Source organism: Nonomuraea monospora (assembly GCF_039531895.1).
GTDB lineage: Bacteria > Actinomycetota > Actinomycetes > Streptosporangiales > Streptosporangiaceae > Nonomuraea > Nonomuraea monospora.
This window is the reverse complement of the sequence record NZ_BAAAQX010000047.1, coordinates 11,094-36,556: the sequence shown is the minus strand read 5'-3', so window position 1 is coordinate 36,556 and position 25,463 is coordinate 11,094. Positions and strand designations below refer to the sequence as shown.

At 69.9% G+C, this 25,463-nt stretch carries 30 protein-coding genes and 1 tRNA gene; 21 read left to right on the top strand and 10 right to left on the bottom strand.

What is annotated here, in order from left to right; translation table 11 throughout:
* Positions 1-287: 287 nt before the first annotated feature.
* The gene (locus tag ABD331_RS52295; protein ID WP_344493558.1) at positions 288-866 is read left to right on the top strand and encodes an RICIN domain-containing protein; all 579 of its coding nucleotides are present in this window, start codon (positions 288-290) and stop codon (positions 864-866) included.
* 360 nt (positions 867-1,226) lie between these two features.
* Here the strand turns inward: ABD331_RS52295 and ABD331_RS52290 are convergent, their stop codons facing one another.
* Entirely contained in the window at positions 1,227-1,631 is a 405-nt protein-coding gene (locus ABD331_RS52290; RefSeq protein ID WP_344493556.1) for a hypothetical protein, read from the bottom strand.
* Positions 1,632-1,716: 85 nt separating this feature from the next.
* On the bottom strand, positions 1,717-1,932 hold the full coding sequence (locus ABD331_RS52285) for a DUF397 domain-containing protein (protein ID WP_344493554.1): 216 nt from the start codon (positions 1,930-1,932) through the stop codon (positions 1,717-1,719).
* Between the two features lie 145 nt (positions 1,933-2,077).
* Here ABD331_RS52285 and ABD331_RS52280 point away from each other — a divergent pair, with 145 nt between their 5' ends.
* The 3 genes from ABD331_RS52280 to ABD331_RS52270 are packed head-to-tail and all read left to right on the top strand — an operon-like array spanning position 2,078 to position 3,650.
* Positions 2,078-2,620, top strand: a complete 543-nt coding sequence (locus ABD331_RS52280) for a GntR family transcriptional regulator (RefSeq protein ID WP_344493552.1) — start codon at positions 2,078-2,080, stop codon at positions 2,618-2,620.
* A 2-nt stretch (positions 2,621-2,622) separates the two neighbouring features.
* A complete protein-coding gene (locus tag ABD331_RS52275; protein WP_344493550.1) occupies positions 2,623-3,357 on the top strand; it encodes a GntR family transcriptional regulator in 735 nt (244 codons plus the stop codon).
* A gap of 50 nt (positions 3,358-3,407) precedes the next feature.
* Complete coding sequence (locus ABD331_RS52270) at positions 3,408-3,650, top strand: hypothetical protein (RefSeq protein ID WP_344493548.1); 243 nt, start codon at positions 3,408-3,410, stop codon at positions 3,648-3,650.
* Here ABD331_RS52270 and ABD331_RS52265 read toward each other — a convergent pair.
* The gene (locus ABD331_RS52265; RefSeq protein WP_344493546.1) at positions 3,633-3,986 is read right to left on the bottom strand and encodes a MerR family transcriptional regulator; all 354 of its coding nucleotides are present in this window, start codon (positions 3,984-3,986) and stop codon (positions 3,633-3,635) included. The genes ABD331_RS52270 and ABD331_RS52265 overlap by 18 nt on opposite strands.
* Positions 3,987-4,044: 58 nt before the next feature.
* Here ABD331_RS52265 and ABD331_RS52260 point away from each other — a divergent pair, with 58 nt between their 5' ends.
* Entirely contained in the window at positions 4,045-5,208 is a 1,164-nt protein-coding gene (locus tag ABD331_RS52260) for an MFS transporter (RefSeq protein WP_344493544.1), read from the top strand.
* A gap of 25 nt (positions 5,209-5,233) precedes the next feature.
* Here the strand turns inward: ABD331_RS52260 and ABD331_RS52255 are convergent, their stop codons facing one another.
* From ABD331_RS52255 to ABD331_RS52240, 4 genes are all read right to left on the bottom strand, one after another.
* Complete coding sequence (locus ABD331_RS52255) at positions 5,234-5,794, bottom strand: hypothetical protein (RefSeq protein WP_344493542.1); 561 nt, start codon at positions 5,792-5,794, stop codon at positions 5,234-5,236.
* Positions 5,791-6,342 carry an RNA polymerase sigma factor gene (locus ABD331_RS52250; RefSeq protein ID WP_344493540.1) on the bottom strand — a complete coding sequence of 184 codons (552 nt, stop codon included), beginning with the start codon at positions 6,340-6,342 and terminating at the stop codon, positions 5,791-5,793. The genes ABD331_RS52255 and ABD331_RS52250 overlap by 4 nt, the downstream gene beginning before the upstream one ends.
* 22 nt (positions 6,343-6,364) lie before the next feature.
* The gene (locus ABD331_RS52245; protein ID WP_344493538.1) at positions 6,365-7,804 is read right to left on the bottom strand and encodes a serine hydrolase domain-containing protein; all 1,440 of its coding nucleotides are present in this window, start codon (positions 7,802-7,804) and stop codon (positions 6,365-6,367) included.
* Between the two features lie 70 nt (positions 7,805-7,874).
* A complete protein-coding gene (locus ABD331_RS52240; RefSeq protein WP_225271320.1) occupies positions 7,875-8,336 on the bottom strand; it encodes an Lrp/AsnC family transcriptional regulator in 462 nt (153 codons plus the stop codon).
* 81 nt (positions 8,337-8,417) lie between these two features.
* Between ABD331_RS52240 and ABD331_RS52235 the strand changes: the two genes are divergently transcribed.
* The 5 genes from ABD331_RS52235 (at position 8,418) to ABD331_RS52215 (ending at position 14,941) form a co-directional block, all read left to right on the top strand.
* Positions 8,418-9,641, top strand: a complete 1,224-nt coding sequence (locus ABD331_RS52235) for an APC family permease (protein WP_344493534.1) — start codon at positions 8,418-8,420, stop codon at positions 9,639-9,641.
* A gap of 66 nt (positions 9,642-9,707) precedes the next feature.
* Positions 9,708-11,579: an acyl-CoA dehydrogenase family protein gene (locus ABD331_RS52230; RefSeq protein WP_344493531.1), complete on the top strand. Its 1,872-nt coding sequence runs from the start codon at positions 9,708-9,710 to the stop codon at positions 11,577-11,579.
* Positions 11,580-11,798: 219 nt separating this feature from the next.
* Complete coding sequence (locus ABD331_RS52225; RefSeq protein ID WP_344493529.1) at positions 11,799-13,064, top strand: extracellular solute-binding protein; 1,266 nt, start codon at positions 11,799-11,801, stop codon at positions 13,062-13,064.
* A gap of 63 nt (positions 13,065-13,127) precedes the next feature.
* On the top strand, positions 13,128-14,048 hold the full coding sequence (locus ABD331_RS52220) for a carbohydrate ABC transporter permease (RefSeq protein WP_344493527.1): 921 nt from the start codon (positions 13,128-13,130) through the stop codon (positions 14,046-14,048).
* A complete protein-coding gene (locus tag ABD331_RS52215; RefSeq protein ID WP_344493525.1) occupies positions 14,027-14,941 on the top strand; it encodes a carbohydrate ABC transporter permease in 915 nt (304 codons plus the stop codon). The genes ABD331_RS52220 and ABD331_RS52215 overlap by 22 nt, the downstream gene beginning before the upstream one ends.
* A 49-nt stretch (positions 14,942-14,990) precedes the next feature.
* Here ABD331_RS52215 and ABD331_RS52210 read toward each other — a convergent pair whose 3' ends face one another.
* Complete coding sequence (locus tag ABD331_RS52210; RefSeq protein WP_344493523.1) at positions 14,991-15,707, bottom strand: class I SAM-dependent methyltransferase; 717 nt, start codon at positions 15,705-15,707, stop codon at positions 14,991-14,993.
* A 148-nt stretch (positions 15,708-15,855) separates the two neighbouring features.
* Here ABD331_RS52210 and ABD331_RS52205 point away from each other — a divergent pair, with 148 nt between their 5' ends.
* Positions 15,856-16,395, top strand: coding sequence for an RNA polymerase sigma factor (locus tag ABD331_RS52205; RefSeq protein WP_344493521.1), 540 nt, complete (start codon positions 15,856-15,858; stop codon positions 16,393-16,395).
* A complete protein-coding gene (locus tag ABD331_RS52200) occupies positions 16,382-17,254 on the top strand; it encodes a hypothetical protein (RefSeq protein WP_344493519.1) in 873 nt (290 codons plus the stop codon). Before ABD331_RS52205 ends, ABD331_RS52200 begins: the two co-directional genes overlap by 14 nt.
* Here ABD331_RS52200 and ABD331_RS52195 read toward each other — a convergent pair.
* Positions 17,243-18,265 carry an adenosine deaminase gene (locus tag ABD331_RS52195; protein ID WP_344493517.1) on the bottom strand — a complete coding sequence of 341 codons (1,023 nt, stop codon included), beginning with the start codon at positions 18,263-18,265 and terminating at the stop codon, positions 17,243-17,245. The two genes, ABD331_RS52200 and ABD331_RS52195, sit on opposite strands and share 12 nt — an antisense overlap.
* A 69-nt stretch (positions 18,266-18,334) precedes the next feature.
* Here ABD331_RS52195 and ABD331_RS52190 point away from each other — a divergent pair, with 69 nt between their 5' ends.
* The 4 genes from ABD331_RS52190 to ABD331_RS52175 are packed head-to-tail and all read left to right on the top strand — an operon-like array spanning position 18,335 to position 20,856.
* Positions 18,335-18,835 (top strand): SigE family RNA polymerase sigma factor, encoded by a 501-nt coding sequence (locus ABD331_RS52190; protein ID WP_344493515.1) that lies wholly within the window; start codon positions 18,335-18,337, stop codon positions 18,833-18,835.
* A complete protein-coding gene (locus ABD331_RS52185; protein ID WP_344493513.1) occupies positions 18,832-19,497 on the top strand; it encodes a hypothetical protein in 666 nt (221 codons plus the stop codon). The genes ABD331_RS52190 and ABD331_RS52185 overlap by 4 nt, the downstream gene beginning before the upstream one ends.
* A 41-nt stretch (positions 19,498-19,538) precedes the next feature.
* Positions 19,539-20,273, top strand: a complete 735-nt coding sequence (locus tag ABD331_RS52180) for a hypothetical protein (RefSeq protein WP_344493511.1) — start codon at positions 19,539-19,541, stop codon at positions 20,271-20,273.
* Between the two features lie 40 nt (positions 20,274-20,313).
* Positions 20,314-20,856: a hypothetical protein gene (locus tag ABD331_RS52175; RefSeq protein WP_344493509.1), complete on the top strand. Its 543-nt coding sequence runs from the start codon at positions 20,314-20,316 to the stop codon at positions 20,854-20,856.
* Positions 20,857-20,872: 16 nt separating this feature from the next.
* On the opposite strand, the gene ABD331_RS52170 is transcribed toward ABD331_RS52175, so the two are convergent.
* A complete protein-coding gene (locus ABD331_RS52170; RefSeq protein WP_344493507.1) occupies positions 20,873-22,081 on the bottom strand; it encodes a pyridoxal phosphate-dependent aminotransferase in 1,209 nt (402 codons plus the stop codon).
* A gap of 168 nt (positions 22,082-22,249) precedes the next feature.
* On the opposite strand from ABD331_RS52170, the gene ABD331_RS52165 reads away from it, so the two are divergent.
* From ABD331_RS52165 to rplA, 5 genes are all read left to right on the top strand, one after another.
* Positions 22,250-22,322, top strand: a tRNA-Trp gene (locus tag ABD331_RS52165).
* Between the two features lie 77 nt (positions 22,323-22,399).
* The gene (gene secE, locus ABD331_RS52160; RefSeq protein ID WP_080043257.1) at positions 22,400-22,645 is read left to right on the top strand and encodes a preprotein translocase subunit SecE; all 246 of its coding nucleotides are present in this window, start codon (positions 22,400-22,402) and stop codon (positions 22,643-22,645) included.
* 68 nt (positions 22,646-22,713) lie between these two features.
* Positions 22,714-23,478: a transcription termination/antitermination protein NusG gene (gene nusG / locus ABD331_RS52155; protein ID WP_344493504.1), complete on the top strand. Its 765-nt coding sequence runs from the start codon at positions 22,714-22,716 to the stop codon at positions 23,476-23,478.
* A 120-nt stretch (positions 23,479-23,598) separates the two neighbouring features.
* Positions 23,599-24,030 carry a 50S ribosomal protein L11 gene (gene rplK / locus ABD331_RS52150; RefSeq protein ID WP_148442008.1) on the top strand — a complete coding sequence of 144 codons (432 nt, stop codon included), beginning with the start codon at positions 23,599-23,601 and terminating at the stop codon, positions 24,028-24,030.
* 68 nt (positions 24,031-24,098) lie between these two features.
* Entirely contained in the window at positions 24,099-24,818 is a 720-nt protein-coding gene (gene rplA, locus ABD331_RS52145; protein ID WP_148442007.1) for a 50S ribosomal protein L1, read from the top strand.
* Positions 24,819-25,463: the final 645 nt, after the last annotated feature.

The following is a 25,463-nucleotide window of genomic DNA, read 5'->3' as shown; positions in this document are numbered from 1 at the left end:
CCTGGTTCGGAAGTCGGCGGGTGACGATTGCTTGCTTGCGAATCACTGGTAAAGGCGCATGTCCATGAGGCTACGAGGACGCCTGAGACCCCCGCAACCGAATTATCTGCCGGGTGGATCGGTTGCGGGGCGCGTAGGGAGAGCCTGGCCTCGCGAGCACCGGCGTTGGCACGCGCATGTCCCAGGCTGGACCGCTCACCTCCCTGATCAGGAACGGGATGGAACGCCCTACCAACGTGCACGCACCCCGCGTGTCACACCATCCCCGACTGCTCGAAGGAGCAAATGTGCGCCGACTTCTCCTCTCCCTCCTCGCCGGACTGGCCGCGCTGCTGGTGTCGGCGGGGACACCGGCGGCGGCCTCCCAGGCCGTGGACTTCCCGTTCACGACGATCGCCAGCAACGCGGTCGGCGGCCCCAAGTGCTTCGGCCCGCTGAACGCCGGCACCGCCGACGGCACCCCGATCGTGTTGATGGACTGCAACCAGCTCTGGCACGGCTTCGCGCAGGTCACCTTCACGGACAACTCGGTCCGTCACTTCAGCGGCAAGTGCCTCAGCATGGCGAACACCAGCTCTCCCGTCCCCTTGAACACCCCGCTGGTGCTGCGGGACTGCAGCCGGGTGGCCCTGGGCGACCAGCAGTGGATCTTCTGGGCGGTGCAGCCCGGCGGGCTGGACGGCCGCTGGGTCCTGCGCAACCCGGGATCCCTCAGATGTGCGGGCCTGCTCAACAACGCCACAGCCGTCGGCACGCGGGTGGTGGTGCAGCCGTGCGACTTCAGGCTGGCCCAGCAGTGGTTGCTGCCGCCGGGGGAGAAGCCGTCCAAGTACGGCTTCGGGTTCGACGACGGGACCACCGTCTGAGCTGATCATCCTGCGCCGCGACGCCGCTCGAAGGGCGTCGCGGCGCTCGCGGGTGCTATCGCGCGTTCCCTGCGAGCAGGTCGTTCCACAGCCGCTGCGCCTCGCAGGTCCGCTGCCACGGGCTTTCTTGGACTCGATCCCCGGCAGACGTTCGCTCTGTCCGGCGGATGTGGCTCAGACCGCCGGCCATGCACAGCTCGTACGTGGTCGGCGCGCAGCCGCAGGTGTGGGCCCGCACGCGGCTTGAGACAGACCTGCCCACCGGCTCGGACCAGTCGATCCGGGCGAGTCCCTCCTTCGGGGGCTTCGGGTGCGGGCCGTGAAAGTCCTCGATGCTCATACCGACCTCCAACGCGGTCGTCATCGTGAGGGGTGGCGGATCGGGCACGGATGGGAGACGTGCCGGTTGGGGCAGCAGATCACGCCGATCGTGACGAACCGGCCGCCCTGCAGCCATTCGCCCCACTGCACGTCCACGCCCCGGGACAGCAGATCGACCGCGGTCTCCAGCCGTTCCTCCAGCGGCATCCGCTCGGGCAGCAGCAGCACGTCGCACGTCTTGGCGTACTCGGCGGCCATCCACCCGGCCGCCTGGCCAGGCTCGTCGAAGGTACGGGTGATGCGTGCCGCCGGTTTGGCCAACCAGTCACCGGTCCGCATCGGCGGCACCAGCGAGGAGGGGAAGTCGGATGAGGCCGGTCGGCGTTCGGCCTCGTTGCCGCGGTCGGCTCCGGGGCCGGTCCACTGGTAGGCGTGCCAATGCATGCTCGGGCGCTCCCGTAGAGTGCGAGGGGATGGCGGGCCCTGCTTGCTGTGATCAGGCAGGGACCGCCGTCCTTCGGGGTGACGCTCAGATGGTGGCGAGCCCGGCGGCGCGAAGCTCGTCGCCGCTGAAGCGGAGAGTCCCGGCGTCCGGGTTCTTCGAGTCACGCAGGGCGTAGGCGTCCTTCACGCCGGGGATCGGGGCGATCAGGACACAGCTTTCCCCGTCCTCGTTCTGTTGATTGCCGCCGCACAGCCTGGTGAACGGCACCTCGCCGAGGTTGCTGCCGTACAGGTCTCTCATCCTGATTCTCCTTCGAGTTTCTGGAACGTCCTGCCTACGACCGTACTGCCATATTGAAATCGCAGCAAGGCTGTCTGGCCGTCCACCTTGCTGGCGTACTAGTAAGGTGATGAAGTAGGACGAGTTGTCCGGAGGAGGATGGGACGTGCGGTCGTCAGGTTGGAACAACGCCTCGACTCCCTACGTCCGGCCTGCCCGCGACGGGGAGCCTGACGCGTGGACCGAGGAAGCCGCCCAGCGGGGCCATGTCGGTACGAACGAACTGCGCGAAGTCGGTGAGATCAGGGCCACGGCAGACGTCGCCCGTGACCTGAACATCGAGGGCGATCCACAGGTCGTGGTCCGGCGTCGGATCGTGTTTCTCGACGGCGTACCGATCGAGCTCGCCGACTCCTACTACCCGGCCTCCATCGCCCGCGGCACACCCCTCGCGCAACCCGGCAAGATCCGTGGCGGTGCTGTGCGGCTGCTCGCCGAGCTGGGGCATCGGGCGCGCAAGGTGGAGGAGACGGTGAGCGCCCGGCCGGCCACGGTCATCGAGCGAGACCTGCTGGAGCTCGATGCGAACGAGTGGGTTCTGGTGCTTCGCCGCGTCACCCGTGACCACGACGGGACTCCGTTCGAGAGCACCGTGATGACCATGGTCGCCAGCGGTCGTGAACTGCGATACGAACACGAGGAAGGCTGAGCATGGCCAGACGGGTCGACAGCCGGCCTCGGCATCAGCAGGTGGCCGCAGACCTTCGGGCGCAGATCATGTCCGGGGTTCTCCCCGCAGGCGCACAGCTGCCCTCCACCTCGCAGCTTGCGGAGCAGTACGGTTGCGCGCCCGCCACCATCCAAGGGGCGATGAAGCTCCTGAAAGACGAGCGCTTCCTGGAGGGGCAACCCGGCAAGGGCGTCTTCGTCCGGCAGCGGCAGCCCTTCACCGTTACCGCGACGGCATACAAGGCCCCCGCATCGGGCGGCTACAGCTACGACCTCCTGCACGTGAGCGAGACGGAGCCGCCGGCCGATGTCGCGCAGGCCCTCGCTCTCGGCGAAGGTGAGCGCTGTGTGGAGCGGCACCGCCTTCTGCTGCATGCCGGCGATCCCATCGAACTCTCGTGGTCGTACTACCCGCTCGCCATCGTCGCGGGATCACCTCTCGCCGGACGAGCGAAAGTCAAGGGTGGGGCTCCCAAGGTTCTCGCGGACCTGGGCTTCCCGCAGCGGGCATTCGTAGATCGAATTTCGGTGCGGCAACCGCGTACCGAAGAGGTCGTGATGCTGGACCTACCGGCGGACGTACCGGTCATCCGGCAGTTCCGGGTGATCCACAGTGATGACGAGCGGCCTGTCGAAGCTTCGATTCTCATCAAGGGCGGTCACTTGTTCGAGGTGCTGTACCAGCAGCCGGCCCACCCTGCGATGTTGTCGCCTTGATAGCCCGGTACCCCAAAATCCACGTAGCGTCCGAGGACGGCGGCTGGTCGATGTTCATCCCCGGCTCGCCGATCGCGGCGGACGGCCGGACTTTCGACGAGGCCGTTACCGAGCTGATCGGCGCGTTGCGTGAGTACGCCGAGGATTGGCGAGACCGCCTGCACGACACGCCCGGCCACCGCCAGCATCGAGGGCTGGTGCGGTTGATCAGCCGCAGTGACGACGACCGACTGCGTGAATGGCTGGCGGCGGAGGTCCACCAACCGGTTCCCGGTTCAGACGCGCGCGGCTGAGATGACCAGCTCCAAGGCCTGCCTGGACTCGGACAGATCACGCATCGCCTGATCGATCCGATCCCGTTCCGCCCGAAGCTGCCCCACCACATCCGGACACGTAGGCGCCAACCGCTCCCCCCGAGCCTCCAGACAGGGCAGCACCGTGGCGATGGTCGAGGTGCTCAACCCGGCCGCGAGCAAACACCGAATACGCCGCACGGTCTCCACCTGATCCTCGGTGTACTCGCGATACCCGCTGGGCAGCCGCGACGGCGTGAGCAGCCCCTGCTCCTCGTAGTAGCGCAGCAGCCGCTCACTCACGCCGGTGCGCCGGACGAGCTCACCGATCCGCATCCCACGAACACCTCCACGACTTGACTCTCACATGCATGTGAGACTTTAGCGTGCCCGCATGAGAAAAACTCTGCTGGTGCCCGCCATGCTCACGCTGAGCGTGTTCGTGGTCGGCACGTCCGAATATCTGATCGCCGGGCTGCTGCCTCAGGTGGCCGCCGACCTCCAGGTTTCCGTGTCCACGGCGGGGCAGGCCGTGACGGCGTACGCGCTGGGCGTCGTGGTGGGCGGCCCGCTGGTGACGATCGTGACGGTGCGGCTGCCGCGTAAGGGGCTGGCGCTGGGGTTGTTGTTGGTGTTCGCCGCAGGGAACGCGATCTGCGCGGCGGCCGGTTCGTACGAGGTGCTGATCGTCGGAAGGGTGATCGCGTCGCTGAGCCACGCGGCCTTCCTGACCCTGGCGTTGATGGTGGTGACGCGGGTGGTGGAGCCGCGGCGCGTCGGGACGGCCATCGCCGCCGTGGGCTCAGGGTTCTCGGTGGCGACGCTGCTCGGGGTGCCGCTCGGGGTGTTGCTGGGGGAGGACGCGGGGTGGCGGACGCCGTTCGCGGTGCTGGCCGGGCTGGCGCTGGCCGTGACCGGGTTGCTGGCCGTCGTGCTGCCCAGGCAGGCGGCGGAGGTGACAAGCGTGCGGGACGAGATCGCGACGGTCGTGAGCAGGCGGGTGCTGGTGGTGATCGCTACGACGGCCGTCGGGCTGGCGGCGACCTCGACGGTGTTCACGTACCTGGCGCCCACGCTGACCGAGATCACCGGGTTCGGGCCGGCGGCGGTGTCGACGCTGCTGCTCGTGTACGGGGCCGGCAGCCTGGCCGGAGGGCTGGTGGCCGGGCGGCTGGCGGACCGGTCGCTGGCCGGTACGGTGCGGGGCACGTTCGCCGGGCTGAGCGTGGTGCTGGTGGTCTTTCCTTTCGCGGTGCCGTGGGCGGGGTCCGCTGTGGTGGCGGTGCTGGCGCTGGGGTTGCTGACCTCGGCCACGACGCCGGTGCTGCAGAGCCTGGTGCTGCGGCATGCCGGGCGGGCGCCGACGCTGGCGGTGTCGGTGAACGTGTGCGCGTTCAACATCGGCATCGCGGCCGGGTCGGCGCTGGGCGGCGGGCTGGTGGCGGTGGACGGGCTGCGGTGGCTGGGGCTGGCCGCCGCGGCGCTGAGCCTGGCCGCCCTGGCGATCAGCTACGCCGCCGTCCCCCGTAGAGAGAGTCTGACGGGTTCCCCGGCCTGAAGCGCGAAGGCCGGGGAACCCGTGGTCAGCCGACCTGCGTCGGGTCCTTCTCAGGGACGCACGCCGCGACAGCCCCCTGAATCACCTCAGCCTTGAGCTGAGACTTGACCGGCCCCTTCGGGTTCTCGGTGAACTCCAGCAGCACAGTCTGCCCCTTCCCGACCTGCCGGGGATCGATGACGAACCCCTTCGCCCCCGGCCTGGCGACCTTGTAGTGCACGGACGCGCGCCACTCCTCCGGAGTGTCGTACCCCCCGCCGACCAGCGCGCCCCGATCGTTCTGGCACTTGGTGTACGGCTTGAGGTACGTGACGTCCGCGGTCACGCCGTGATCCTTGAGGTCCTGCTCCAGCTGTTCGGCGTCCCTGAATTCCTTGATCTCCACCGTGACGGTGCCGTTGGCGTTCGCGCTCACCGCGTACGCCGGCTCAGGGCTGGTCAGCAGCGGCACCGCCACCGCCGCCACGGCGGCCAGCCCGGCCACCGCCGCCCCCGCGAGCAGGCGGCGGCCGGTACGGCGGGTGCGTTCGTTGCGCGCGGTCATCTCGGCTTGCAGGTCCATCAGCAACTGCTCCTCGAATCTCATCGTGGGATTCCTTCCATGACGAAGGGCAGGTCGCGGAGCGCCTTGCGGGCGCGGTGCAGCCGCACCATGGCGGTCCCCGGCCGGATCCCGAGCGCCACCGCCGCCTCCGACGGCGTGAGCTGCTCAAGTACCACCAGCTCCAGGACGGCGCGCTCCCCGTCGGGTAACCCGGCCATGGCCTCGAAGGCCGCCCTGGCGGGCCGCTCCGCGTCGATCCGTTCCTCCAGCCGGGACACGTCGTCGCCGTCGAGCGGACGCCGCCCGCTCACCCGATGCGTGAGCTGGGACTCCCGCAGCGCCCGCCGCCGCTCGGACGACAGCGTGTTGCGCGCGACGCCGTACAGCCACGCGATCTCGCTGCCCTTGCCCGGGCGGTAGGTGTGCGCCGAGTCGAACACCGCGAGGAACACGTCGGCCACCAGGTCGGCGACCGTGTGCGGGTCGTCGACCCGGCGTGCCAGGAACCTCGTGACAGCGTCGATGTGCCGCCGGTAGAAGGCTTCGAACGCCACGGGGTCGGTGGCGAGCTTCCCCCGTATGAGACGCACCGGCCTTGCTCCCTTCGTCGATCTACACCTGTACTTGGTGAGAACTGCCGGAAGGCTTACAAACCACGTCATCAGGCAGGCCCCGGCGACGTTCGGAACGCAGCGCACGAATCCGGGCGACCGTTACCCCTAGGCCGGCGAGCGCCGCGACCAGCACCGCGACCGACAGCGGCGCGGGAAAGTAGGTGAGCTGCGCCCACGTGACCGTCCGCCCGTTGACCAGCACGGACACCAGGTCGGGATACCAGGCCAGCACCGCCACCGGAACGAGCGCGGGCATCATCCGCAGCCCGATCCGCCACCACGGCCGCCCGGAACGCCGCGCACCCCACCGCCGCGCCCGCGCCACGCCCAGAGCGCCCAGCCCGGCCGCGAGCAGCGCGAACGCGGCCAGCGCCGCCTCGAAGAGCTGCCGCTCGCCGCCCGGCCCCTCCGGCGTCCTGCCCTCGCTCAGCGCCGTGAGCCCGAGCATGATGTCGTACGTCGGGTCGTACAGCGTCGCGTTGTTGGTCATCACCGCGAACCCGTAGCCGGTCCTGGGGGAGATGGCCTCGACCGCGTTGTAGGTGAACAGGTTCCCCGAGTGCACGAGTCGCCCGCCGTCCTCGATGCCCCACCCCATCCCGTACGGGCGCAGCTTCGAAGGCTCGTGCATGGCCTTCAGACTCTCCCGCTTGACCAGCGGCCGCCCGTCGCCCGTCTGCGCGATCAGCCACTTGCCCATGTCGGCGGCGGTGGTGATGACGCCGCCCGCCCCGCTCTCGTCGTGGAACCCGGCCAGCTCCGGCCGAGGCAGCCAGGCACCGAAGAGCGAGTTGTAGCCGTCCGCGACCGGGACGACCTTGTCGGAGATGGCGCTGGACTTCATGCCCAGCGGCCCGAACACCCGATCCCGCAGGTAGTCGCCGAACCGCCGCCCGCTCGCCACCTCCACCAGCCGCCCGGCCAGGTCGTAGTTGACGTTGCAGTACTCGTAGCGGGTGCCGGGCTCGGCGGCGAGCCGTGAGCCGGCCAGGCGGGCGGTGAAGTCGGCCGGCGAGGTGGCCTCCTCCGTGGAGGCGATGTCCACCGTGCGGTCCGACAGGCCGGAGGTCTGGTTCAGCAACTGGCGGACGGTGATCCGCGCGGCCCGCGGATCCGCCATCGTGAAGCCGGGGAGTTGCGCGGCGACCGGCTCGTCGAGCTTGATCTTGCCCTGGTCCACGAGCGTCATGACGGCCATGGCGGTGAACGACTTGCTCACCGACGCCACCCGCATCGGGGTGTCGGCGGTCATCGGCCGCCCTTGCGAGTCGTGCCCGTACCCGGCCGCGTGCACGACCTTGCCGCCGTGCGTGACGACCACGGACAGGCCCGGAACCCCGGTGGACTCCATCGCCTGCTCCAGGTAGGCGTCGATGGCGGCGGGGGTCGGATCGGGGGCCGGGCTCAGGGCGAGGGCGAGGGCGAGAAGGAGTTTCACGGGAAGAAACCTAGAAACCCGAAGGCCCCGCCCGTATCCGCCGACCGTCCAGGATCACCCCTGACGAAAGTCACGTATCCTCCAGCCGCGTCGGCACCGCCTTCTGCACCTGCTGGAACACCACCGACGTCCGGAACCCCACGATCTCCTTGCGTTTGCTCAGCCGGTCGAGCAGGAACCCGTGCAGATGATCGAGGTCCCGCACCCCCACGTGCAGCAGGAAGTCATCCCCTCCGGCCAGCACGAACACGCTCAGCACCTCCGGCATCGCCGCCGCCGACTCCTTGAAGGTGTTGATCACCGCCCGGCTCAGCGGCCGTACCTGCACCGACACCATCGCCTGGACGCCGCGGTTGAGCGCGGCAGGGTCGATGTCGGCGTGGTAGCCGCGGATCACGCCCCGCCTGGTCAGCGCCCGCACCCGTTCCAGGCAGGTCGAGGGCGCGATGCCGAGCTGCCTGGCCAGCTCGCGGTTGGACTGCCGCGCATCCGTTTGGAGCAGCCGTATGATCGCCGAATCAAGTTCATCCATACGCCAGAGATACCCGACATTCCGGCCAAGCGTTCGGCTAGCACGAGATGACACCGAACGCGCGGGTTACGTTCGGGGGTCATGAGTGGACACATGGGGGCGTGGCAGGGCACGGCGCTTTTGGTCGGTGCCGTGCTGGGCCCCGGCATGCTGGTGCTGCCGCATCTGGCCGCCGCCGCGGCGGGGCCCGCGTCGGTGCTGGCCTGGGCGGGGATGCTGGCGCTCAGCGTGCCCGTCGCGCTGACGTTCGCCGCGCTCGGCGCGCGTTATCCCGGCGGCGGAGGGGTGGCGGCCGTCGTCGGGCTCGCGTTCGGCCGGCGCGCCGCCGCCGTGACCGGCTGGTGGTTCTACGGCGCCGTGCCGATCGGCACGGTCGCGGGCGCGCTGGTGGGCGGCCAGTACGTCGAGGCGTGCCTGGGCGTGAACGCGACTGTGGCCGCCTGCCTCATTCTGGCCGCCGCGTTCGCCGCGAACGCCGCGGGGCTGCGCACGTCAGGACGGCTGCAGATCGGCTTCGTCGCCCTGCTCGTCGCGCTGCTGGCCACCGCCGTGATCACCGCCGCGCCGCACGCCGACCCGGTCAACTTCACCCCCTTCGCCCCGTACGGCTTCGCGGGCGTGGCCGGCGCGGCCGGCGTGCTCATGTTCGCCTTCGTGGGCTGGGAGGCGGCCAGCCACCTGTCGGGCGAGTTCGCGAGCAGGAACGGGCTGGTGCGGGCCACCGCGGTGACGCTCGTGGTGATCGGCTTGCTGTACGCGGGCGTCTCCGTCACCTCCGTCGCCGTGCTCGGCGCGGACATGTCCGCCGTGCCGCTCACCGACATGCTGCTGATCGGCCTCGGCCCCGCCGCCCGCCCGGTCACCGGGGTGGTCGCGGTGCTGCTGACGTTCGGGGCGGTCAACACCTACATCGCCGGGGCGGCCAGGCTGGGTGCGGCGCTGGCGGCGGACGGGGCGCTGCCGCGCTGGTTCGCCAGGGGCGGGGCGCCGGGCGAGACGCCGTTCCGGAGCCTCGGGCTGGTGCTGGTGCTGAGCGTGCCCGTCCTGGTGTGGGCGACAGACCTGGACCTGCTGATGCGCGCGACGTCGGCGTGCCTGGCGGCGGTCACCTCGGCGGGGGTGGCGGCGGCGGTGCGGATGTTGCCGCGCGGCCGTCACCGGACCATGGCCGTCGTGGGGACGGGGATGTCGCTGCTGGGGCTGGCGTTCTGCGGCACGTACCTGCTGGTGCCCGCCGTGCTGGGCGCGGTGGCGCTCGCGGCGCTCGGCATCAACCCTCGCCGTTCCTACAAAATCGGGCTATAAACGGCGACAGAGCGCCGTCAGGCGGGCAGTACACATGAGCACAGACGGCGCGAGTCGGGAGGTGCCATGACCCAGCACGCCAAGTACGCGGAGTCCAGGCAGGTGGGCGAGCAGGCGCGGGAGAAGGAGTGGGCGCGCCCGAGCTTCGCCAAGCAGCTCTTCCTCGGCGACTTCCGGATGGACCTGGTGCATCCGGCGCCCACGCTGCCCGACGCCGCGACGAAGAAGGGGGAGGAGTTCGTCCGGGCGGTGCGGCGCTTCCTCGACGCGCGCGTGGACCCGGCGCTCATCGAGCGGACCGCGCAGGTGCCCGACGACGTGGTGAAGGGCCTGGCGGAGCTCGGCGCGTTCGGCATCACGATCAAGGAGGAGTACGGCGGGCTCGGCCTGCCGTACCTGTACTACTGCCGCGCGCTCACGCTGGTCGGCTCCTACTGTCCCGCGCTGGCCACGCTGCTGTCCGCGCACCAGTCGATCGGGGTGCCGCAGCCGCTCAAGCTGTTCGGCACCGAGGAGCAGAAGCGGGAGTACCTGCCGCGCTGCGCGGCGGGGGAGATCTCCGCGTTCCTGCTGACCGAGCCCGACGTCGGCTCCGACCCCGCGCGGCTGGCCACCACCGCCGTGCGCGACGGCGACGAGTACGTGCTCGACGGCGTCAAGCTCTGGACCACCAACGGCGTCATCGCCGACCTCCTCGTCGTCATGGCCAGGACCGGCAAGAAGATCAGCGCGTTCGTGGTGGAGGCCGACTCACCGGGCATCACGGTCAAGCGGCGCAACACGTTCATGGGGCTGCGCGGCATAGAGAACGGCGTGACGGAGCTCTCCCAGGTCAGGGTGCCCGCCAAGAACCTCATCGGCAAGGAGGGCGAAGGGCTGCGCATCGCGCTCACCACGCTCAACACGGGCCGCCTGTCGCTGCCCGCCACCTGCGCAGGGAACGCCAAGTGGGCCGTCAAGATCGCCCGCGAGTGGGGCAACGAACGCGTGCAGTGGGGCCGCAAGGTCGGCCTGCACGAGGCCGTGGCCACCAAGGTCGCCTTCATCGTGGCCACCGCGTACGCCATTGACGCCGTCTGCGAGCTGACCGCCCGCCTGGCCGACGACCGGCGCAACGACATCAGGATCGAGGCGGCGCTGGCCAAGCTGTTCGCCTCCGAGCTGTCGTACCAGGTGCTCGACGAGCTGGTGCAGATCCGCGGCGGGCGCGGCTACGAGACCGCCGAGTCGCTGGTCGCCAGGGGCGAGCGCGGGGTGCCCGCCGAGCAGATGCTGCGCGACTCCCGCATCAACCGCATCTTCGAGGGCTCCTCCGAGATCATGCGCCTGGCGATCACCCGGGAGGCGGTGGACGCGCACCTGTCCGCCGCGGGCGAGCTGATCAACCCCGAGGCCAGTCGCCAGGAGCGCGCCCAGGCCCTGCGCAGGGCCGGCCGCTTCTACGCCAAGTGGCTGCCCACGCTGGTGGCCGGCACCGGCAACCTGCCCACCGCGTACGCCGGCTTCGGCCCGCTGGCCGGGCACCTGCGCTTCGTGGAGCGGACCAGCAGGAAACTGGCCAGGTCCACCTTCTACGGCATGTCCCGCTGGCAGGGCAGGCTGGAGCACAAGCAGGCGTTCCTCGGCAGGATCGTCGACATCGGCGCCGAGCTGTACGCGATGACCGCCGTCTGCCTGAAGGCCGAGGAGGACTCCAAGGATCTGGGGCGCAGGCCGTACGAGCTGGCCGACACCTTCTGCCAGCAGTCCAGACGCCGGGTGGACGCGCTGTTCGACCGCCTGTGGGACAACAGCGACAATCTCGACGCCCGGGTGGCCGGTTACGTGCTCGACGGCCGCTACACCTTCGTCGAGGAGGGCATCCTCGACCCGTCCGTCGAGGGCCCGTGGATCGGCTCGCCCGAGGGCGGGGAGAACGTCCGCCGCAAGATTCTCTGACATCCGGTCTAGACCGGATGTGCGCTCTTTGCCACCCGAGTGTTGCCAAACCGAGACAGGCCGGTATAGACCGGCCGCTGAACTCCGGCTTACGCTTGCGCAAACGCGGCGATGCGCTGGTTGGTGCTGGGCCGCGTGCTCATCCCCCTGGGCGGGGCCCGGCCGGCTGGTACGGACCAGCGGGGCCCGTCCGACGAGAAGGCGGTATCTCCAGTGAACATGAAGCTTGTGGGCGGCGCCGCTCTCGGCCTTGCCACCATGCTGGTCCTGTCCAGTTGCGGTTCTGGCGGCTCCGGCGGCGGAGGTGACACCCAGGCGTCGGGTGACGGCACGGTCACGCTGAAGATGGTCGCGGCCGACTACGGCGACGGCCCCGGCAAGCCCAACTCCGGCGAGACGTTCTGGAAGGGCGTCACCGACGAGTTCACCAAGGCCAACCCGAACATCAAGGTCGAGGTCCAGGTCATCAACTGGAACGACATCGACAAGCAAGTCGCCACCATGGTGCAGAACGGCCAGATCCCGGACATCCTGCAGACCGGCGACTACTCCGGCTTCGTCGAGGACGGCCTGCTCCACAAGGTGGACGAGGTCCTGTCCCCGAACGTCTCCGGCGACATGCTGCAGAAGTTCGCCGAGTTCGGCAAGGTGGACGGCACCGCGTACGGCATCCCGTTCGTCTCCTCGGCCCGCGCCCTGTTCTACAACAAGGACCTGTTCGAGAAGGCCAAGATCACCGAGCCGCCGAAGACCTGGGACGAGCTCAAGGCCGCCGCCGAGAAGCTGAAGGCGGCCGGCGTGACCCAGCCGTTCGGCCTGCCGCTCGGCCAGGAGGAGGCCCAGGCCGAGTCGTTCCTGTGGATGCTCGGCAACGGCGGCGGCTACAAGGACGCCGCCGGCAAGTGGGCGATCAACTCGGCGCAGAACGTCGAGACCTTCACGTACATGAAGGGCCTGGTCGACGCCGGTCTGACCACCCCCAACCCCGGCACCAAGGACCGCAAGACGGTCTGGGAGGACTTCGGCGCCGGCAAGGTCGGCATGGTCAACGGCGGCCCCATGTCCATCCCGATCTTCGACGCGGCCGGCCTGAAGAACTACGGCGTCGCGCCCATCCCCGGCAAGGCCGGCCCGCTCGACACCACGCTCGGCGTCATGGACTGGATCATGGCGTTCAACAAGAACGGCCACGCCGCCGAGATCAAGAAGTTCTTCGACTTCTTCTACACCGGCGACGCCGCCGAGAAGATCTCCGACATCTACAAGCTGCTGCCCGTCACCAACGGCGGCATCCAGAAGCTGTCCGGCGACGAGAAGCTCAAGCCGTTCCTCGCCGCCCTGCCCAACGCCAGCTTCTACCCCTTCCAGGACCCCAAGTGGGCCACCCTGAACCCGGCGATCAAGCAGACCATCGGCGGGGCCGTCAAGGACGACCCGGCCAAGGTCCTCGGTGAGCTGCAGAAGACCGCGGAAGCGGCCGGCTGATCCAGCGAGACCACGGTACGGCCGGCCACCGCCGGTCGTACCGTCCTTGCGAAAGGTACTTGAGTGACAACCCTGGACGTCAAGAAGCCGCGCGCGCGATCGCGGGGCCTGCGCGCCCTCGAACCCCTCGCCTGGATCGGGCCCGCCATCGTGCTGATCGCCCTGGTCGTGATCTGGCCCGTGGTCGAGATGATCAGGTCCTCGTTCCTGGAGATCAGCCGGCTCGGCGTGGTGCGCGGCTCGGCCGGGCTCGCCAACTACGACAAGCTCTTCGCCGAGAAGGACTTCGCCGACGTCATGCTCCGCAGCGTGATCTGGGTCGTCGCCGTCGTCGCGCTCACCGTGCTGCTCTCGCTGGCCCTGGCCCAGCTCTTCAACCAGCGCTTCCCGCTGCGCAAGCTGGCCCGCTGGGCGCTCATCGCGCCGTGGGCCGCGTCGGTGCTGATGACGGCCATCATCTTCAAGTGGATGCTCGACCCCGAGGTCGGCGTGATCAACCAGATCCGCCTCCAGCTCGGCCTGATCGACGCGATGGGCGGAGCCGCCGCCGACCAGCTCGGCGACGCCGCCACCGCCATGCCGTGGCTGGTGTTCGTCGCGGTGTTCGTGTCGGTGCCGTTCACCACGTACGCGCTGCTCGCCGGGCTCGCCACGATCCCCTCAGACGTGTACGAGGCCGCCAGGATGGACGGCGCCGGACGCCTGCGGACGTACTGGTCGATCACCCTGCCGCTGCTGCGCCCCGCGCTCACCGTGGCCGCCCTGATCAACGTCATGAACGTCTTCAACAGCTTCCCGATCATCTGGGCCATGACCCACGGGCAGCCCGGCTACTCCACCGCCACCTCGACCATCCTCATGTACATCCTCAAGGGCTCCGACATCGGCGAATCGGCCGCCATGTCCGTCGTCAACTTCGGCATGGTGATCGTGCTCACCGTGATCTTCCTCAAGGTGTCCCGATGGAACAAGGAGGTGGCGTGATGGCCGTCAAGACCATGCCGGCGCAGGCCCAGCCGCATCACCACCACGCCCGTGCCAGGCGCGGCGGCGTCGCGCGCGCCATGCCCAGGCTGAAGACCGTCCTCATCGCGGCCACCGCGTACGTCGTCGCGCTGCTGTTCCTGTTCCCGTACGTGGTCATGCTGCTGACCTCGCTGCGCTCGCAGGAGTCGCTGCGCGACGTGACGTTCTGGCCCGACGAGTGGGTGTGGTCCAACCTCACCGACTTCTGGGGCAGCGGCCTGGCCGGCAACCTCTGGGTGACGATCAAGGTGGCGGCCGGATCGACCGTGCTCGTGCTCCTGGTCGCGCTGCCCGCGGCGTACTACGCGGCCAGGCACAACTTTCGCGGCCGTAACGCGTTCCTCATCCTGGTGCTGATCACCCAGATGTTCCAGCCCACGGCCATGGTGGTCGGCATCTACCGCGAGTTCTTCCAGTTCGGGCTGGTGGACTCGATCTGGGCGCTGATCCTCGTCAACGCCGGCTTCAACCTGGCCTTCGCCGTGTGGATCCTGACCGCGTACTTCTCCTCCATCCCGCGCGAGCTGGAGGAGGCCGCCTTCATCGACGGGAACGGGCGCTTCGGCGCGCTGTTCAGGATCACGCTGCCGCTGGCCATGCCCGGCGTCATCACCGCGCTGATCTTCACGTTCATCGCCGCGTGGAACGAGTTCGTGGTCGCGCTGACCCTCACCACCACGACCGCGAACCAGCCGCTTCCCGTGGCGCTCAACTCGTTCATCGGGCAGTACCAGGTGGACTGGCAGAACCTGTTCGCCGGCTCGGTGATCGCCACCATCCCGGTGATCATCCTGTTCGCCCTGATCGAGCGGAAGGTGGTCGGCGGTCTGACCGCCGGCTCCATCAAGTGACCCGTCCGGCCGCGCCCCTGAGATCCTCGGGCGCGGCCGGACGTGTCTTCTAAAGCTTCTGCGGGACGCGCGCCACGCAGAACACCGTCTGACCGAACGGCGGCGTGACGAACCGCTCGATGAGCCTGGTCATCGGCACCACCGTACGGTCGTAGATCTTGACCAGGCGCGGGTCCGGGTAGCCCACCCCGCCCCGGCGCACCGCCACCCACCAGGCGATGCCGCCCAGGAAGTTGATCGGCTTGAGCACCTCGGCGTCGAGCCCCGCCTTGGCGACCGTCGTGCCCAGCGTCTTCGGCGTGTAGCGCTGGACGTGGCCCACCTTGCGGTCGAAGTCGCCGTAGAGCTGCTGGTAGCCGGGCACCCAGATGATGATCCGCCCGCCCGGCTGCGTCACGCGCGCCAGCGAGCGCAGCGCCTCCGCGTCGTCCTCGATGTGCTCCAGGACGTTCATCATGACGACCGTGTCGACCTTGTCCTCCAGCGGGATGTCCGTCGGCAGCCCGAACTGCAGGACGCTGATGTCGTCGCGGTCGGCGAAGCGCTTCTCCAGCTGCTCGACGCAGTAGGGGTCGAAGTCGCTGACCACCAGACGGTCGAGACGCGGCAGGAACTGCTCGGCGAAGTGGCCCAGCCCCGAGCCGATCTCCAGCATCGAGCGGCCGACATGCGGGGCGACCATGTCGAACTCGTACTGCCGATAGTTCTTGGCCTCGTCCCCACCCAGGTGGTTCTCCAGGGCCTCGTCACCGGCCGCGGGTTGCACTACACGGTCATACCCAGAAGACATAATCCCGTTCCTTCGAGGGGCTCACGGATTGCCCGAGTCTAGTGCCCGCGACAGTCACCAGGATGACACGATCCGCGGATCACCCTTCCCCGCGTGACCTGTTTGCGGTGGAATCTGACTCGCCATGGACGACGACGAGGCGATCGCGCGCTCGCTCGACGGTGACCTGGGGGCCTACGAGGCGCTGGTCGCCCGCTACAGCGCGCTCGCCCACCGTACCGCCTTCATGCTCGGCGCGGGGGACGAGGCGGAGGACGTGGTGCAGGAGGCGTTCGTCAAGGCGTTCCGCCACCTGCCGAGCTTCCGCAAGGACGCGCCCTTCCGGCCGTGGCTGCTGCGCATCGTCGCCAACGAGACCCACAACCTCACCCGGTCGCGTGGCCGGCGCTCCTCGCTCGAACTGCGGCTCAGCGGCACCGCCGACACGCGGGTGCCCGACGACCCCGAAGGTCTCGCCGTCGCCACCGACCGGCGCTCGCGATTGCTGGCGGCGGTGCGCGGGCTGCCCGAGCGGGAACGTCAGGCGGTCGTGTGCCGGTACTTCTTACAACTGAGCGAGGCGGAGACGGCGCAGGTGCTCGACTGGCCTGTCGGAACTGTGAAGTCCAGTACGCATCGGGGGTTGGCGCGGTTGAGGGAGGAGGTGGGGGATGAGCTCGCATGAGCCTTTCGACGAGATCGAAGCCGAGCTGACGGCTCTCGGTGATCTTCTCGACGTTCCCGAGCCGCCGCCTTCGTCCGACGTGGCCGCCGCCGTCCGCGCCCGCCTCGAACCACCCGCCGCCACCACGCCCGCCGCCACCACGCCCGATGCCTCTGCGCCGGATGCCTCTGCGCCCGGCGCCGGGCCCGATCCGGCGCACGGCCCGATCACCGGCCCCGTGCGTCCCCCCACCCGCACCGACTCTCCGGCGCCGGGCCGGCGGGACGGTGCACGTCGCCGGCGAACGAGGTGGACGGTCATCGCAGCCGTCGTCATAGCCGTCATCACGGTCACGGCCGCCACCCCCCAGGGCCGCGCCGCCGTCGTCCAGATCCTGCGCTTCGCCGGCATAGAGATAGAGATCGGCGAGACGACACCCCCGCCCGTCACCACCACGACCCCGCTCCCAGGCGAGCACGAGGTCCCCCGCGCCGACGTCCAGAACCAGGCGAAGTTCCAGGTCAAGACCCCCACAGCACTCGCCGACCCGGAGCGCGTCACGGTGGCCGACGGCGGCAGGGTGGTCTCGATGTACTGGCCGGGAGGCCTCAGGCTGGACCAGTTCGACGGCACCGTTACCCCGTTCTTCTTCAAGAAGCTCGGCCCGCCCGCCCCCGAATACACCCGCGTGAACGGCCGCGAAGCCTGGTGGATCCCCGGCGAGCACCCCCTCGGCTACATCCCCCGCGAGGACGGCACCCAGGTCCCGCTCCGCCAGGCCGCCGCCACGCTCCTCTGGACGCGGGACGGCCTCAACTTCCGGCTGGAGGGCGCGAAGAGCATGGCGGAGGCCGTCCGCATAGCCTCGTCAGTCGAGTGAGCGCGTGAGCCAGTCGTCCACGCCCTTCAGCAGCTCCTTGCGCACCGACTCTGGCGCGGTGGACGACCGTACGGACTGCCGCGCCAGCTCCGCCACCTCCGCGTCGCTGAACCCGTACACGTCCCTGGCGAGCTCGTACTGCCGCAGCAGCCGCGTGCCGAACAGCAGCGGGTCGTCGGAGCCCAGCGCGATCGGCACCCCCGCGTCGAACAGCCGCCGCACCGGCACGTCGGCCGGCTCCTCGGCGACGCCCAGGCCGACGTTCGAGGTGGGGCAGACCTCGCAGCAGATCTGCCGGTCGGCCAGGCGCTGCATGAGCCACTCGTCCTCGGCCGCGCGCACGCCGTGGCCGACCCGGTCGGCGCCGAGGTCGTCCACGCACTGCGCGACGCTGCGCGGCCCCAGCAGCTCGCCGCCGTGCGGCACCGCCAGCAGGCCGCCGCGTTTGGCGATCCTGAACGCCCGCTCGAAGTCCCTGGCTGCGCCGCGCCGCTCGTCGTTGGACAGGCCGAAGCCGACGACGCCCTTGCCGATGTACTGGGTGGCGAGCCTGGCCAGGGTGTTGGCGTCGAGCGGGTGGCGGGTGCGGTTGGCCGCGACGATGACGGCGATGCCGATGCCCGCGTGCTTCGCGGCCTGTTCGACGGCGTCCAGCATCAGCTCCAGCGTGGCCGTCAGTCCGCCGAAGCGCTGCGCGTAGCCCGACGGGTCGACCTGGATCTCCAGCCACCGGGATCCGGCCGCCACCTCGTCCTCCGCCGTCTCCCGCATCAGCCGGTAGACGTATTCCGGACGGGTCAGTACGGATCTGGCGATGTCGTACAGGCGCTGAAACCGGAACCAGCCCCGCTCGTCCGTCGCCCGCAGCTTGGGCGGCCAGTCCTGCTCCAGCGCGTCGGGGAGGGTCAGCCCCTGCTCCCTGGCCAGCTCGATCAGGGTCGAGTGCCGCATGGAGCCGGTGAAGTGCAGATGGAGATGGGCCTTGGGGAGCGCATGCAGGGGCCGGAGCATCTGCATATCTTGCCACTCAACCTCAGGGCGGGTTCGCGCGTTGGGGAGGGCGAAAGGGGACCCTCGCTGATGACAGACGACGACGAAGCGGCCTTCGACGAGTTCCTCGCCGCGCGGAGCACCTCGCTGCTGCGTACCGCGATCCTGGTCTGCGGGGCGACCAGGCATGACGCCGAGGACCTGGTCCAGCACGCGCTGGAGAAGGTCTACCGGAACTGGCCCCGCCTCCGCCGCGACAACCCCGAGGCGTACGCGCGCAAGGTCGTGGTGAACGCGGCCATCAGCAGGTCGCGGCGGCGCAGGGTGATCAAGGAGATCGTGTTCGCCCGCCCGCCGGACACCCCCGCCGACAGCCCCGACCTGGACCTGCGCGACACCCTCATCGGCGAGCTGCGCAGGCTGCCGCCCAGGATGCGGGCCGTGCTCGTGCTGCGCTACTGGGAGGACCAGTCCGAGCAGGCCACCGCGGCGCTGCTCGGCTGCTCGGTCGGCACCGTCAAGAGCCAGGCGGCGCGAGGGCTGGCCAGGATCCGCGAAAACCTGGATGTCGCAAGGGAAGTGACGAGATGACGATCGAGGACGACCTCGCCGGCGCCATGGCGGCGCACGTCTCCAGTGTGCAGGCCGCACCTGATCTAGGCCGGTCCGTACGCCGCCGGCACCGCGCCAGGACCATCCGCCTCCGTACGGCGGGCGCGGCCCTCGTCACGGCGGCCGTCGCCGCGGCTGTCCCGGCGGCCTTCACCGGCCCTTCCGTAACGGGGGAGACCGCCAACCGCGCCGTCATGACCGAACCCCCGGCGAGCCCGCGCCAGTTCGGCGGCATCCGCCTCGCCTACCTGCCCGACGGCCTCACCTGGGTCGCGGACCCCGGCACCGTGCACCCCGAGAGCAGTTACATCGCCAGCTTCGAGAAGGTGGGCGACGCGTCCGGCCGCCGTTTCGTCCAGCTCGTCGTCTTCCACGGCGCATCCGCCATCGAGCGCGCCGCCCCGCCGTCCTGGGAGGGGACCGAGGTCGTGGACGTCAACGGCAAGCAGGCGCGGCTGGCCACGGTGTCCGCGAACGGCGAGGTCGTCCCGTACGGCACCGAGGGCGGCACCCCCACGATCGTCTGGGAGCTGCGGCCGGGCCTGGCCGTCGAGCTGTGCGTCAGCCCCGAGTACGCCAAGGAGATCGACGCCGCGCGGGAACTGCGGAGGATCGCGAGAGGCGTCCGCGAGACGGGCTGAACACGCGGTACGGACGGGGTCCGGCGGGATATCAAGGATGCATGATCCCCGAGGGGCACCACATCGGCCAGGGATGGCGCGCGGCGCTGGCGGCGCTGGCGCTCGGGGTCACGTCGCTCATCATCTACGGCCTGTTCTCGTCGGGCTTCGGACGCCTCCCGCGCGCCGCCTTGCCCACCCCAGCCCCCGCCCCCAGCCAGATCGAACCCGCCCCCAACGAACCCGCCCCTAACGAGGCCGGGTCCACCGAGCCCGGGGCCAGCGAGCCCGGCCCCAGTGAGGCCGAGTCCGTCGCTGGTCAGGCGGCGCCGGATCCCGGCCACGTGGCCGATCCCAGCCACGACCCCGACCGGCCGGCCGCCGCCTCGGTCGGGCAGCCGAGCCCGGTGCGCGCCTCCGGGCCCGCGCTCTGGGTCGTCTCCGACGACTTCTGGCTCACGTACCTGCCCGCGGGCCTCGAACGCACCGGCGGCGCCGTCACCGCCTCCCGCGCCCGAGCCGCCTTCGGCGCGGCGGGCAGATTCGTCGAGGTACAGGTGGAGCGCGGTACGGTAGCCGCCGACTGGGACGGCTACCGCAAGCGGATCCCCGTGCTGGACGCCCGCGCGACCACCGTCCGCGGCAAGCCCGCCGTGGTGGGCGAGCACCCGGCAGGCGGACGCGTGATCGTCTGGCTCGAACGCCCGGGAACGGGCGCGTGGATCCGCGTCAGCGACTCCCTCGGCCGCGAACTCGTCACTCTTGCCGCCTCGGTCAAGGCTCCTGTAGGAGACTAGGAGCCTTTTCCCTGGTTCAACGCACTCTCATGGGGGGTCGATGCGGCGGTTGGCGGCGGTTCTCCTCATGTTCACGCTCACGGCCTGCGGCGCCATCGGCGGTGACGACGGCGGCGGCAGGGACGGCGGCAGGGACGGCGGCGGCGAGGTGCGGGATCCGCAGACCACCCCGCCGCAGCAGGAACCGGACGTCACCGGCAGCGGCACGATCTCGCTGTCCTGCGACGACGACACGGACGTGCGCGTCCCGGCCTCGCCCGCCGGCCTCACCCCGGCCGGCACGTTCGCCCGCCTCGACTCGCTCACCCGGCCGCAGAAGGTCCAGGGCCGCATCTGGAGCGACAACGACGAGCGCATGTACGTCGGCGTGGTGTGCGGGGTGCGGACGGCCGAGCAGTTCGCCACGCTGGTCGCCAGGTCCACGCTGACGGCGTACAAGGGCAAACCCGCGCTGCGCTGGACGACCCGGACGGGCGTGCGCAACTTCATGTGGCTGGAGCGGCCGGGCACCGCCGTCTACGTCGGGGCGACGCCCGGCCTCGCCGACGACATCAGGCCGATCGCCGCCGACATCACCACCTAGCGACCTGCCCGGCGGCTCAGCGGGCCTCGGCCAGCAGCTTGCTCATCCGGCTGACGCCCTCGGCCAGGTCGTCGTCGCCCAGCGCGTACGACAGCCTGAAGTAACCGGGTGTCCCGAAAGCCTCACCCGGCACGACGGCGACCTCGGCCTCCTCCAGAATCAGCTCGGCCAGCTCGCTGGACGACTGCGGCCGGCGCCCCCGCAGCTCCTTGCCGATCAGCTCCTTGACCGACGGATACGCGTAGAACGCCCCCTTCGGCTCAGGGCAGAAGACGCCGGGGATGTCGTTCAGCATCCGGACCATCGCCTGCCGCCGCCGGTCGAACGCCGCCCGCATCTCCGCCACCGCCGACAGGTCGCCTGACACGGCCGCCAGCGCCGCCATCTGGGCGACGTTGGAGACGTTGGAGGTGGCGTGCGACTGCAGGTTGGTGGCGGCCTTGACCACGTCGGACGGGCCGATCAGCCAGCCCACGCGCCAGCCCGTCATGGCGTACGTCTTGGCCACGCCGTTGAGGATCACGACCCGGTCGCCCAGCTCGGGGACGGCCGTGGCGATGCTGGTGAACTCGGCGCCGCCGTACACGAGGTGCTCGTAGATCTCGTCGGTGACGACCCATAGGCCGTGCTCGGCCGCCCAGCGGCCGATCGCGACGGTCTCCTCGCGCGAGTAGACGGCGCCCGTCGGGTTGGACGGCGAGACGAACAGCAGGACCTTCGTCCGGTCGGTGCGCGCGGCCTCCAACTGGCCGACGGTCGCGAGGTAGCCGGTGGACTCGTCGGTCACGACGTCCACCTGCACGCCGCCGGCCAGCTTGATCGCCTCGGGGTAGGTCGTCCAGTACGGGGCGACGACCAGCACCTCGTCGCCGGGGTCGAGCAGCGTCGCGAACGCCTGGTAGACCGCCTGCTTGCCGCCGTTGGTGACCAGCACCTGCGAGGCGTCGGCGGCGTAGCCGGAGTCGCGCAGGGTCTTGGCGGCGATCGCCTTCTTGAGCTCGGGGAGGCCGCCCGCCGGGGTGTACTTGTGGAAGCGCGGGTCGCGGGCCGCCTCGATCGCCGCCTCGACGATGTACCCGGGCGTGGGGAAGTCGGGCTCGCCCGCGCCGAAGCCGATGACGGGGCGTCCTGCCGCCTTCATCGCCTTCGCCTTCGCGTCTACGGCGAGTGTGGCGGACTCGGAAATCGCGGAAATTCTCGCGGAGATGCGGGATCGGGTGGACATGGCTCCATGCTCCCACGCGCCCCTTCGCAGCGGTTGACCTGGGCGATCAGGTTTTGGTTCGACGTGACGGGCAATCACCCGTATGCTTTCGCCTGGTCCTTCCGCCGCATGTCGGCGAGCGGTTCGGTCCAGGCAGTGAGTCGATCAGGGTAGTGTGGTTGACGACATAGGGCACTGGCGCAATTGGTAGCGCACCGGTCTCCAAAACCGGCGGTTGGGGGTTCGAGTCCCTCGTGCCCTGCGAGTGCGGTCCGCGCAACAATTGGCGTGTAAGCGCGCCGCAAGACTGCGTTGGATACGACGGATCAGGTGAGGACTGTGGCGATCGACACGCGCGGCGAGACCGCAGACAAGCCTAGTGGCGAGAAGAAGACACGCACTTCTCCTGCCCTCTTCTATCGGCAGGTCGTCAACGAGCTTCGTAAGGTCATTTGGCCGACACGCAAGGATCTCATCACCTACACCACGGTCGTTCTGGTATTCGTTCTGATCATGGTTGCGATCGTGTACGGGCTCGACAGCGCCCTGGGATGGGCGGTCCTCCGCGTCTTCGGCGGATCCTGACCGAGACGCCGCCGGGTGGGTCGCCTGTCGGAGTCGCCATTCGAAACCACGAAAGAGGAAGAGTCACCGTGTCCGAGTCTTCAATTCCGGCGGACGAGTCCCGCGACGAGTGGGGCGACGAGCTGGAAGAGGCCACTGAGGAGTCCGCCGAGGCGGCTCTGGAGGAGGCCGAGGTCGAGGAGAGCGACGAGGCTGCCGACGATGAGGCGGCCCCCGTCGAGGACGGTGAGGATCTTCCTGACGTCGACCCCGTCGAGGAGTTCAAGAGCTCGCTGCGGGGTCTGCCCGGCGAGTGGTACGTGATCCACTCCTACGCCGGTTACGAGAACCGGGTGAAGTCCAACATCGAGAGCCGCAACGTGTCGCTCAACATGGAGGACTACATCTACCAGGTCGAGGTGCCGACGCACACCGTCCAGGAGTTCAAGAGCGGCAAGAAGGTTCCGGTCAAGGAGCGCGTGCTGCCCGGCTACGTGCTGGTGCGCATGGAGCTGACCGACGAGTCCTGGGCCGCCGTGCGCAACACGCCCGGCGTGACCGGCTTCGTGGGCCTGTCCAACAAGCCGAGCCCGCTCAGCCTCGACGAGGTCGCCAAGCTCCTGGCGCCGGAGCCGACCGAGGAAGCCAAGAAGACCACGGCCAAGGCCGCCAGCGGCCCCACGGTCGAGTTCGAGATCGGCGAGTCCGTCACCGTCATGGACGGCCCGTTCGCGACACTGCCCGCCTCGGTGAGCGAGATCAGCCCCGAGTCGCAGAAGCTCAAGGTGCTCGTGTCGATCTTCGGTCGTGAGACCCCGGTTGAGCTCTCGTTCAACCAGGTCTCGAAGATCTAAGACGATCACATACACTTAGACGTTCGGTCGGCCGCCTAATCGCGAGGGCGGCCTCCGACATGTCCGGGCCCGCAATCCTTCGGGCCGGACGCAACGCAATCAGGACCCGGAGAAGGACAAATGCCTCCGAAGAAGAAAATCGCCGCACTCGTCAAGGTGCAGCTCCCGGCCGGCCAGGCGACGCCGGCTCCGCCGGTGGGTACCGCCCTCGGTCCCCACGGCGTCAACATCATGGACTTCGTCAAGCAGTACAACGCTGCGACGGAGGCCCAGCGGGGCAACATCATCCCCGTTGAGATCACCATTTTCGAGGACCGCAGCTTCACCTTCGTCACGAAGACGCCCCCGGCGCCTGAGCTGATCAAGAAGGCTCTGGGCCTCGACAAGGGCAGCGCGGTCCCGCACCGCGACAAGGTCGGCAAGCTCAGCCGCGAGCAGCTGCGCAGCATCGCCGAGACGAAGATGCCCGACCTCAACGCCAACGACATCGAGGCGGCCGAGAAGATCATCGCCGGCACCGCCCGGTCCATGGGCATCACCGTCGCCGAGTAAGACCTTTCCCAGCAGTTCGTGGGAGGGCCGCCGTCAGAGGCGGCCCGGACACCACTAGGAGTCAAGAAATGCAGCGCAGCAAGGCGCACAAAGACGCGTCGGCCAAGGTCGACCGCGACAAGCTCTACTCGCCCGTAGAGGCCGCGAAGCTGGCCAAGGAGACGTCGACCACCAAGTTCGACTCGACCGTGGAGGTCGCTCTCCGGCTGGGCGTCGACCCTCGCAAGGCCGACCAGATCGTGCGCGGCACGGTCAACCTCCCGCACGGCACCGGCAAGACCGCCCGGGTCCTGGTCTTCGCGACCGGTGACCGTGCCGAGGCGGCCCGCGAGGCGGGCGCCGACATCGTCGGCGCCGACGAGCTGATCGACGAGATCGCCAAGGGCAACCGGCTCAACGAGTTCGACGCCGTCGTGGCCACCCCCGACCTCATGGGCAAGGTCGGCCGCCTGGGCCGCGTGCTCGGCCCCCGTGGCCTCATGCCCAACCCGAAGACCGGCACCGTGACGCCCGACGTCGCCAAGGCCGTGACGGAGATCAAGGGCGGCAAGATCGAGTTCCGCACCGACCGGCAGGCCAACCTGCACTTCATCATCGGCAAGACGTCGTTCGACGAGCGCCAGCTCATCGAGAACTACGCTGCTGCCCTCGACGAGGTGCTGCGTCTCAAGCCGTCGGCGGCCAAGGGCCGTTACCTGAAGAAGGTCACCTTCTCGACGACGATGGGGCCGGGCGTTCCGGTCGACCCCAACGTCACGCGCGGGCTGACGGCCGAGCTGGAGGCCTGAGCTTCCCGGCTTCTTCGCGCCCCTGCCTGGATTCGTCCGGGCGGGGGCGTTCTGCGTCCCGGACACACACCCAGGCCCGCCCCGCACGCAGGCCCGCTTCGTGCGCAGGCATGCCCCGCACGTAGGCCCGCTTCGTGCGCAGGCCCGCCCCGCACGTAGGCCCGCTTCGTGCGCGCCTGCCCCCGTGCCCGCCTGCCCCCAGTGCCCGCGCTGCCCGCCCCTGTGCCCGGCCCGCGCTGCCCGGCCCGCGCTGCCCGGCCCGCGCTGCCCGGCCCGCACTGCTCTGCCCTCTGCGTGCGGCATGTGCAAGCCCGCCTGCTGCACGCCCGGCTTGCCGCCTCGCAGGCCTGTCCGACCGACTCGCGTGGCCTGCCGTCCGCCCGGCCGCGCGGCCTGCCCCGTGCCCGGCCCGCGCTGTCCGGCCCGCCCCATGCCCGGCCGTGCCCGGCCCGCGCTGCGCTGCCCTCCGCGTGCGGCGTGTGCAAGCCCGCCTGCTGCACGCCCGGCTCACGCGGCCTGCCACCTGCCGGGCCTGCACGCGCCCGGCTTGCCGCCTGCCAGGCCTGCCACGTCCGGCTTGCCGCCTCGCAGGCCTGTCCGACCGGCTCGCGTGGCCTGCCGCCCGCCCGGCCTGCTGCCCCGTCC

Bases quoted from the DNA above. Each gene is read 5' to 3' on its own strand.
- ABD331_RS52290 (WP_344493556.1), bottom strand. From the start codon at position 1,631: ATGCATTGGCACGCCTACCAGTGGACCGGCCCCGGAGCCGACCGCGGC.
- ABD331_RS52285 (WP_344493554.1), bottom strand. From the start codon at position 1,932: ATGAGAGACCTGTACGGCAGCAACCTCGGCGAGGTGCCGTTCACCAGG.
- ABD331_RS52275 (WP_344493550.1), top strand. From the start codon at position 2,623: ATGGCCAGACGGGTCGACAGCCGGCCTCGGCATCAGCAGGTGGCCGCA.
- ABD331_RS52270 (WP_344493548.1), top strand. From the start codon at position 3,408: ATGTTCATCCCCGGCTCGCCGATCGCGGCGGACGGCCGGACTTTCGAC.
- ABD331_RS52265 (WP_344493546.1), bottom strand. From the start codon at position 3,986: ATGCGGATCGGTGAGCTCGTCCGGCGCACCGGCGTGAGTGAGCGGCTG.
- ABD331_RS52260 (WP_344493544.1), top strand. From the start codon at position 4,045: ATGAGAAAAACTCTGCTGGTGCCCGCCATGCTCACGCTGAGCGTGTTC.
- ABD331_RS52255 (WP_344493542.1), bottom strand. From the start codon at position 5,794: ATGAGATTCGAGGAGCAGTTGCTGATGGACCTGCAAGCCGAGATGACC.
- ABD331_RS52240 (WP_225271320.1), bottom strand. From the start codon at position 8,336: ATGGATGAACTTGATTCGGCGATCATACGGCTGCTCCAAACGGATGCG.
- ABD331_RS52235 (WP_344493534.1), top strand. From the start codon at position 8,418: ATGAGTGGACACATGGGGGCGTGGCAGGGCACGGCGCTTTTGGTCGGT.
- ABD331_RS52230 (WP_344493531.1), top strand. From the start codon at position 9,708: ATGACCCAGCACGCCAAGTACGCGGAGTCCAGGCAGGTGGGCGAGCAG.
- ABD331_RS52225 (WP_344493529.1), top strand. From the start codon at position 11,799: ATGAAGCTTGTGGGCGGCGCCGCTCTCGGCCTTGCCACCATGCTGGTC.
- ABD331_RS52215 (WP_344493525.1), top strand. From the start codon at position 14,027: ATGGAACAAGGAGGTGGCGTGATGGCCGTCAAGACCATGCCGGCGCAG.
- ABD331_RS52205 (WP_344493521.1), top strand. From the start codon at position 15,856: ATGGACGACGACGAGGCGATCGCGCGCTCGCTCGACGGTGACCTGGGG.
- ABD331_RS52200 (WP_344493519.1), top strand. From the start codon at position 16,382: ATGAGCTCGCATGAGCCTTTCGACGAGATCGAAGCCGAGCTGACGGCT.
- ABD331_RS52195 (WP_344493517.1), bottom strand. From the start codon at position 18,265: ATGCTCCGGCCCCTGCATGCGCTCCCCAAGGCCCATCTCCATCTGCAC.
- ABD331_RS52190 (WP_344493515.1), top strand. From the start codon at position 18,335: ATGACAGACGACGACGAAGCGGCCTTCGACGAGTTCCTCGCCGCGCGG.
- ABD331_RS52185 (WP_344493513.1), top strand. From the start codon at position 18,832: ATGACGATCGAGGACGACCTCGCCGGCGCCATGGCGGCGCACGTCTCC.
- ABD331_RS52180 (WP_344493511.1), top strand. From the start codon at position 19,539: ATGATCCCCGAGGGGCACCACATCGGCCAGGGATGGCGCGCGGCGCTG.
- ABD331_RS52175 (WP_344493509.1), top strand. From the start codon at position 20,314: ATGCGGCGGTTGGCGGCGGTTCTCCTCATGTTCACGCTCACGGCCTGC.
- ABD331_RS52170 (WP_344493507.1), bottom strand. From the start codon at position 22,081: ATGTCCACCCGATCCCGCATCTCCGCGAGAATTTCCGCGATTTCCGAG.
- rplK (WP_148442008.1), top strand. From the start codon at position 23,599: ATGCCTCCGAAGAAGAAAATCGCCGCACTCGTCAAGGTGCAGCTCCCG.
- rplA (WP_148442007.1), top strand. From the start codon at position 24,099: ATGCAGCGCAGCAAGGCGCACAAAGACGCGTCGGCCAAGGTCGACCGC.